Raw genomic sequence first — 7,868 nt, 5'->3', positions numbered from 1 at the left:
CGCAGCGTCTATCTGTTCGGCTCGAATGGGGCGGGCAAGACCAACCTGCTGGAGGCCATCAGCCTGTTCTCGCCCGGCAAGGGCCTGCGGGGCTCGAGCCTGGCGGAGGTGGGGCGGCGGATGCCGGGCGAGGCGACGGGCCGGGCCTGGGCGGTGGCGGCCCAGGTCCAGGCCGGCGACGACGCGCCGGTGCAGCTGGGCGTCGGGGTCGAGGTCGGCGGCCAGACCCGGCGCCTGGTGCGCATCGAGGGCGAGACCGTGCCGCCGGGCCGACTGCCCGACCATATCCGGCCGATCTGGCTGACCCCGGCCCAGGACCGGCTGTTTCTGGAGGCCGCCAGCGAGCGGCGGCGCTTCTTCGACCGCCTGGTCTTCGCCGGCGAACCCGCCCATGCCAGCCATGCCGGGGCCTATGACCGGGCCCAGCGCGAGCGGATGCGGCTGCTGACCGACGCCTGGAGACCGGCCGACCGGCCGACACGGTCTGGCTGACCGCCCTGGAGGCCCGGCTCGGCCAGGCCGGGGCCCTGATGGCCCAGGCCCGGGCGACGACCCTGACGGCGCTGCAGGCCGAGATCGACGGCCGCGGCGACCGCCCCTTTCCGCTGGCCCGGCTGGACCTGACCGGCGAATGGGAAGTCCTGGCCCTGGCGGGGGTCGAGACCGCCGAGATCGAGGTCCGGCTGGCCACGGCCCTGGCCGCCGCCCGGCCCCGCGACGGGGCGGCGGGGCGGGCCCTGACCGGCCCGCATCGCGGCGATCTGGCCATCCTACATGTCGACAAGGACCGTCCCGCGGCGGAATGTTCGACCGGCGAGCAGAAAGCGCTGATTCTGAACCTGGTTCTGGCCCAGCGCGGCGCGACTTTTCGCGTGCGAAATCCGCGCCGAATCCAGTATTGCTCCTCTTAGTATTGCTCCGAAGTGGCGGCGCATCTCGACCTTACCCGGCGAGCGGCTCTGGCCGATGAAATCACGGCGCTCAAGCTCCAGGCCTTTCTCACCGGCACGGACGAGTCGCTGTTCGACCACCTGAAGGGTCGGGCTCTCGGCGTTCGCGTCAGCGAACTCGGCCTGACCGTATTGGAAGACGAATGACTGAAGAGACCAAGGCCCCGGCCGAAGACCATTCCGGCGACCGCCTGACCACCGCCGAGGGTTCGCAGATGGCGGCCCCCGAAGTGATGGGCGGCGACTATGACGCCGACTCGATCAAGGTGCTCAAGGGCCTGGACGCGGTGCGCAAGCGCCCGGGGATGTACATCGGCGACACCGATGACGGCTCGGGCCTGCACCACATGGTCTATGAGGTGGTGCGACAACGCCATCGACGAGGCCCTGGCCGGCCACGCCACCAAGGTCGAGGTGATCCTCTCAACGCCGACGCTCGGTGACGGTCACCGACGACGGCCGAGGCATTCCGGTCGACATCCACGAGGCGAGGGCGTCTCCGGCGGCCGAGGTCATCATGACCCAGCTGCACGCCGGCGGTAAGTTCGACCAGAACAGCTACAAGGTCTCGGGCGGCCTGCACGGGGTCGGCGTCTCGGTGGTCAACGCGCTCAGCGACTGGCTGGAGCTGAAGGTCCACCGCCACGGCAAGGCCCACCAGATGCGCTTCGAGCGCGGCGACGCGGTCTCGTCCTGACGGTGACCGGCGACTCGCCGATCCGGGAAGTCGACACCCCCAAGGCCGGCGAATATCTGACCGGCACCGAGGTGACCTTCTACCCCAGCACAGACACCTTCGCGTTCATCGAATTCGACCGCAAGACGCTGGAGCACCGCCTGCGCGAGCTGGCCTTCCTCAATTCGGGCGTGACGATCTATTTCCGCGACCTGCGCGGGGCCGACCCCTGGGAAGAAAAGCTGCATTATGAGGGCGGCATCGAGGCCTTCGTACGCCACCTCGACAAGGCCAAGACCCCGCTTCTGAAGGCTCCGATCGTCATTCGCGGCCGCAAGGACAAGGTCGAGATCGACCTGGCCCTGTGGTGGAACGACAGCTACCACGAGCACATGCTGTGCTTCACCAACAACATCCCGCAGCGGGATGGGGGCACCCACCTGTCGGCCTTCCGCGGGGCCCTGACCCGGATCATCACCGGCTATGCCGAGAGCTCGGGCATCACTAAGCGCGAAAAGGTCAATGTCGGGGGCGAGGACGCCCGCGAAGGCCTGACCTGCGTGCTGTCGGTCAAGGTGCCGGACCCCAAGTTCAGCTCGCAGACCAAGGACAAGCTGGTCTCGTCGGAAGTGCGCCCGGCCGTCGAGGGCCTGGTCCAGGAAGGCCTGGCCTCCTGGTTCGAGGAGCATCCCAACGAAGCCAAGGCCATCGTCGGCAAGATCGCCGAAGCCGCCGCCGCCCGCGAGGCCGCCCGCAAGGCCCGCGAACTGACTCGCCGCAAGAGCGCGCTCGACATCACCTCGTTGCCCGGCAAGCTCGCCGACTGCTCGGAGCGCGATCCCGCCAAGTCCGAAATCTTCATCGTCGAGGGCGACTCGGCCGGCGGCTCGGCCAAGCAGGCCCGCAACCGCGACAACCAGGCCGTCCTGCCCCTGCGCGGCAAGATCCTCAATGTCGAGCGGGCCCGGTTCGACAAGATGCTGTCGTCCGACCAGATCGGCACCCTGATCACCGCCCTGGGGGCCGGCATCGGCCGCGACGACTTCAACGCCGACAAGGTGCGCTACCACAAGATCGTGCTGATGACCGACGCCGACGTCGACGGCGCCCACATCCGCACCCTGCTGCTGACCTTCTTCTACCGGCAGATGCCGGAGCTGATCGAGCGCGGCTACATCTATATCGCCCAGCCGCCGCTCTATAAGGCCAGCAAGGGCAAGTCCTCGCGCTATCTGAAGGACGACTTCGAGATGGACGCCTTCCTGGTCGACGAGGGCGTCGACGGGGCCGAGCTGGACCTGCCCTCGGGCGAGCGCCGCACGGGCAAGGACCTGCTGGCCCTGGTACAGCTGTGCCGGTCGGCCAAGGGCAATATCGACCGCCTGGCCGCCCGCGCCCCGGCCTTCGCCGTCGAACAGGGGGCCCTGGCCGGCCTGCTGGGCGAGAGCCCCGACATCGCCGCGGCCGCCAAGCGACTGGATCTCTACGCCGAGGAGGGCGACGGTCCGTGGACCGGCGAGCGCGGCGACACGGCCTATGTGTTCAAGCGCGTGCGTCGCGGCGTCACCGAGAGCGTGGTGCTGGACGACGGCCTGCTGCACGCGGCCGACGCCCGCCGTCTGGCCGAACGGGCCGGCGGCCTGGCCGAGGTGTTCTCGGCCCCGGCCACCTTCCGCCGCAAGGACAAGTCGACCATCGTCCGTGGCCCGCTCGATCTGCTGGGCGCGGTGCTGGACGCCGGCCGCAAGGGCCTGACCATCCAGCGCTACAAGGGCCTGGGCGAGATGAACCCCGACCAGCTGTGGGAAACCACGCTCGACGTCGACGCCCGCACCCTGCTTCAGGTTCGGGTCAATCACGCCGATGACGCCGACGACATGTTCAGCCGCCTGATGGGCGATCTGGTCGAACCGCGCCGCGAATTCATCCAGGCCAATGCGCTGGACGCCGAGGTCGACGTCTGATCAAGGTTGACTGGGCCGGTCTGGACCGGCCCAGGGTTGACTAAAGGTCGCCAGGCCTCCGTACGCCGGGTGGAGACTCGAGTGAAGCTTCTGGATGCCCCCCTGCCGCGGCCCCTGGTCGACGCGCTGCGCGCCTGCCGCCCGCACTACCTGGCGGCGGCGGTGTTCAGCGCCCTGATCAACCTGCTGTTCCTCGCCCCAACCCTGTACATGATGCAGGTCTATGACCGTGTCGTGCCCACCGAGGGCCGGCTGACCCTGCTCTATCTCACCCTCGTGGTGGCTTTCGCCCTGGCGACCCTGGCCGCCCTAGAGGCGGTGCGGACCCGGCTGCTGGTCCTGGCCAGCCTGCGTCTCGATCGCCTTCTGGCCGGCGGCATTCTGCAGAAACTGATGAGCGCCCTGGCTCCCGGGGCGTCACAGCAGGGGATGCGCGAGTTCGATATCGTCCGTCAGGCCCTGACCGGACCGCTCGCCCTGGCCGCCCTGGACGCGCCCTGGACGCCGCTCTACGTGCTGGCCGCCTTCATGATCCATCCGGCCATCGGCGCCCTGACACTGGCCGGCGGCGCGATCCTGATCACCCTGGCCCTGCTCAACGAGCGCGCCACCCGGGTCCGCGCCAAGGACGCCTTCCAGGCCCAGGCCCAGGCCTATGCCTCGCAGGAGGCCGCCGCCGCCAGCGCCGAGGTGGTCCGCGCCCTGGGCATGCGCGGCGCCCTGCGCGAACGGCAGCTGATCGACCGTCGCGCCGGCCTGGACCTCTCGGCCCAGGCCCAGTTCACCGGCGGCGGCTATGCGGCCGCGACCAAGTTCGCTCGCCTGTTCCTGCAGTCAGCGGCTCTGGGCCTCGGCGCCTGGCTGGCGGTCGAGCAGCAGATTTCCTCGGGCGCGATCATCGCCGCCTCGGTGCTGCTCAGCCGGGCCCTGCAACCGATCGAGCAGATCGTCGGAGCCTGGGCCATGGTCGGCCAGGCCCGCGGCGCCCTGAACAATCTGATCCGGCTGTTCCCCGCCGACGGGCGCGCGGCCCCGGGCACCCAGCTGCCGCCCCCTCGGGGCGACCTGGCGCTCGAAGCGGTGTCGATCCGCGCCTCCGGCGACGGTCCGCCCCTGTTGCGCGCCGTCTCCCTGCGCCTGGGCCCCGGTCAGATCCTGGGCGTGATCGGGCCCAGCGGCGCCGGCAAGACGACCCTGGCCCGGGTCGCGGCCGGCGCGCTGTCCCCCGACGCCGGAACTGTGCGCCTCGACGGCGCCAGCCTCGACGACTGGGATCCTGACCGTCTGGGCCGGCACGTTGGGTATGTGCCCCAGGACCCGACCCTGATCGCCGGCTCCATCAAGGACAATATCTCGCGCTTCGCCGCCTGGGCCGGCGGAGACGCCGCCGCGATCGACGCCGCCGCCGTCGCGGCCGCCAAGGCCGCGGGCGTCCACGAGCTGATCCTCAGGCTGCCCCAGGGCTATGACGCGGTGCTGGGCGCCGGCGGCCGCGGCCTGTCGGCCGGCCAGGCCCAGCGGGTCGCCCTGGCGCGAGCCCTCTATGGCGAGCCGTCCTTGCTGATCCTCGACGAGCCCAACTCGGCGCTCGATGGCGAGGGGGAGCTGGCCCTGAACCAGGCCTTGATGGCCGCCAAGGCGCGGGGCGCGGCGATCCTGATCGTCGCCCACCGCACCGGGATCCTCAATATCGCCGACCGTCTGCTGGTGCTGCGCGAGGGCCAGGTCGACCGCGATGGGCCGCGCGCCGAGGTGATCGCCGAGATGACCGCCCAGGCCGCCCAGGCCCAGGCGCGAGCCCGGTCCGGTCCGCTGACGGTCGCCAAGCCATGACCACCGCTCAGCCTCGCCTGTCCGACGACCCCGCGCGGATGATCCGGCTCGGCGGCGGCGTCGCGGCCGTCTTCTTCATCGGCTTTCTGGGCTGGGCGGCTCTGGCGCCGCTCGACGCCGGAACCTATGCACCCGGGATCGTGGCCGTGTCGGGCAGCCGCCAGGCCGTGCAGAATCGCGACGGGGGGGTGGTGACGGCGATCCGCGTCCAGGAAGGCCAATCGGTGGTCAAGGACGAGATCCTGCTGGAGATCTCGGCCTCGGAACTGCGCGCCGCCGAGCGGGGCATGACCGGCGAGGTCCTGACCCTGCTGGCCCAGAGGGCCCGGCTGATCGCCGAGCGGGATCGGCAGGCCGGCTTCAGCGCCCCGATCGAGTTCGCCGCCCTCAACCCGGAAGATCGCCCCCTGGCCAATGACGCCCTGGCCCTGCAGCGCCAGCAGTTCCAGGCTCGCGGCCAGGCGCTGGAGACCCAGCGCGGCGTGTTGCGCCAGCGAATGCTGCAACTGGACCAGCAGACCAAGGGGGCCGAACGTCAACTGGAGGCCAACCGCCGGCAACAGGGGCTGATCGACGAGGAGCTAGGCGCGGTCCAGCAACTGGCTGACAAGGGCTATGCGCCGAAATCCCGGGTCCTGGCCCTGCAACGCAGCGCCGCGTCCCTGCTCGGCGAGGACGGAGCCTATCGCGCCCAGATCGCCCGCTCGAATGAAGCCGTCGGCGAGACCCGACTTCAGGCCCTGTCCCTGGATCGCGACCGCATGGAAGAGGTGGCCGGCCAGCTGCGCGACATCCAGGTCCGGCTCGACGACCTGCGGCCCAAGCTATTTTCGGCCCGCGAACAGCTCGCCCGCTCCACGGTGCGCGCCCCGGCCGGCGGCCGGGTCGTGGCCATGAGCGTCTTCACCGTGGGCGGGGTGGTGTCTCCGGGCCAGATCCTGATGGAAATCGTCCCGCAGGATCGCAAGCTGGTCATCCAGGCCAGGATTTCGCCGGCCGACGCCGACGATCTTCGGCCCGGTCAGAAGACCCAGATCCGCTTCACCTCGCTGCACGAGCGCAACCTGCCCCTGCTCAACGGCGTCCTGACCAAGCTCTCGGCCGACAGCTTCACCGACGAGAAGACCGGAACCCAGTACTTCCGCGCCGAGGTCGCCGCTCCGCCTGAAGAATTGGCCAAGATCCGGCAGGTGCGGGGCGACAGCACCGGTCTTCAGGCCGGGCTACCGGTCGAGGTCCTGATTCCGCTGCGCAAGCGCTCGGCCCTGAGCTACCTGCTCGAGCCCCTGACCCAGAGCTTCTGGCGCATGGGTCGCGAGCACTGAAGATGACACGGCGCGGCCAAGGAGGCGGCTTGCTCGGCCTCGCGCAAATCGTCCTCTCCAATCGCTGGACGGCCTCGCACTGGTCAACAACGCCGCGGGATGCGACGAGTCGAGCGACAGCCGCGCCAAGCGGCGAGCCGGGGAGGCGAGACCATGGGTGAACCCACCGCGACATCAGCGGACGCCAAGACCGGCCAGGTCGTGGGACGCAAGGACGCCCTGGTCATCGGGGCGGCGTCGGTGGGCACGGTGTTCGAATGGTATGACTTCTACCTGTACGGCTCGCTGGCGACCTACATCACTCACCACTTCTTCTCGGGCGTGAACGAGACCACCGGCTATATCTTCGCCCTGCTGGCCTTCGCGGCGGGCTTCGCGGTGCGGCCGTTCGGGGCCCTGGTCTTTGGCCGGCTCGGCGACCTCTGGGGCCGCAAGAACACCTTCCTGGTCACCATGCTGCTGATGGGCCTGTCGACCTTCGTGGTCGGCCTGCTGCCTAGCTACGCCCAGATCGGGATCGCCGCGCCGATCGCCCTGGTGGTTATGCGCCTGGTCCAGGGCCTGGCCCTGGGCGGCGAATATGGCGGGGCGGCCACCTATGTCGCCGAACACGCACCGCCCGGTCGGCGGGGCCTCTACACCAGCTTCATCCAGATCACCGCCACCTTCGGCCTGTTCCTCAGCCTGCTGGTCATCCTGCTGACCCGTCAGGCGTTGGGAGAAGACAGCTTCAAGGAGTTCGGCTGGCGGATTCCGTTCCTGATCTCGGTCCTGCTGCTGGGCGTCTCGCTGTGGATCCGCCTGCAGCTGGCCGAAAGCCCGTCGTTCCTGAAAATGATCGACGAGGGCAAGGGCAGCAAGAAGCCGCTGACCGATTCCTTCGCCAAGTGGGGCAATCTGAAGATCGTCATCCTGGCCCTGGTCGGGCTGACGGCGGGCCAGGCGGTGGTCTGGTACACTGGACAGTTCTACGCTCTGTTCTTCCTGGAGAAGATGCTCAAGGTCGATGGCGGTTTGACCAACGGTCTGGTCGCCATTTCCCTGCTGATCGGCACGCCGTTCTTCGTGCTGTTCGGCTGGCTGTCGGACAAGATCGGCCGCAAGTGGATCATCATGGCCG

General features: G+C 69.5%; 3 protein-coding genes and 2 pseudogenes. All 5 read left to right on the top strand.

Annotated elements, in window-relative coordinates:
- Positions 1–1,097, top strand: a pseudogene (gene recF / locus CSW58_RS05045) (DNA replication/repair protein RecF); the annotation flags it as partial.
- Positions 1,094–3,590 (top strand): annotated as a pseudogene (gene gyrB, locus CSW58_RS05040) (DNA topoisomerase (ATP-hydrolyzing) subunit B). The pseudogenes recF and gyrB, both read left to right, overlap by 4 nt.
- An 81-nt stretch (positions 3,591–3,671) precedes the next feature.
- Positions 3,672–5,423 carry a type I secretion system permease/ATPase gene (locus CSW58_RS05035; protein ID WP_099446555.1) on the top strand — a complete coding sequence of 584 codons (1,752 nt, stop codon included), beginning with the start codon at positions 3,672–3,674 and terminating at the stop codon, positions 5,421–5,423.
- The gene (locus tag CSW58_RS05030) at positions 5,420–6,748 is read left to right on the top strand and encodes an HlyD family type I secretion periplasmic adaptor subunit (protein WP_099446554.1); all 1,329 of its coding nucleotides are present in this window, start codon (positions 5,420–5,422) and stop codon (positions 6,746–6,748) included. The genes CSW58_RS05035 and CSW58_RS05030 overlap by 4 nt, the downstream gene beginning before the upstream one ends.
- Before the next feature lie 153 nt (positions 6,749–6,901).
- Positions 6,902–7,868: MFS transporter (locus CSW58_RS05025; RefSeq protein WP_143755082.1), on the top strand; the 967-nt coding region annotated here is incomplete at its 3' end.

This window comes from Caulobacter sp. B11 (genome assembly GCF_002737765.1).
Classification (GTDB): Bacteria; Pseudomonadota; Alphaproteobacteria; order Caulobacterales; family Caulobacteraceae; genus Caulobacter.
The sequence above is the reverse complement of the archived record's forward strand: the minus strand, read 5'-3'. Positions and strand labels throughout refer to the sequence as shown.

What these genes read in the sequence shown, in the direction of transcription:
- CSW58_RS05030 (WP_099446554.1), top strand. Translation starts at nt 5,420, where the DNA reads ATGACCACCGCTCAGCCTCGCCTGTCCGACGACCCCGCGCGGATGATC.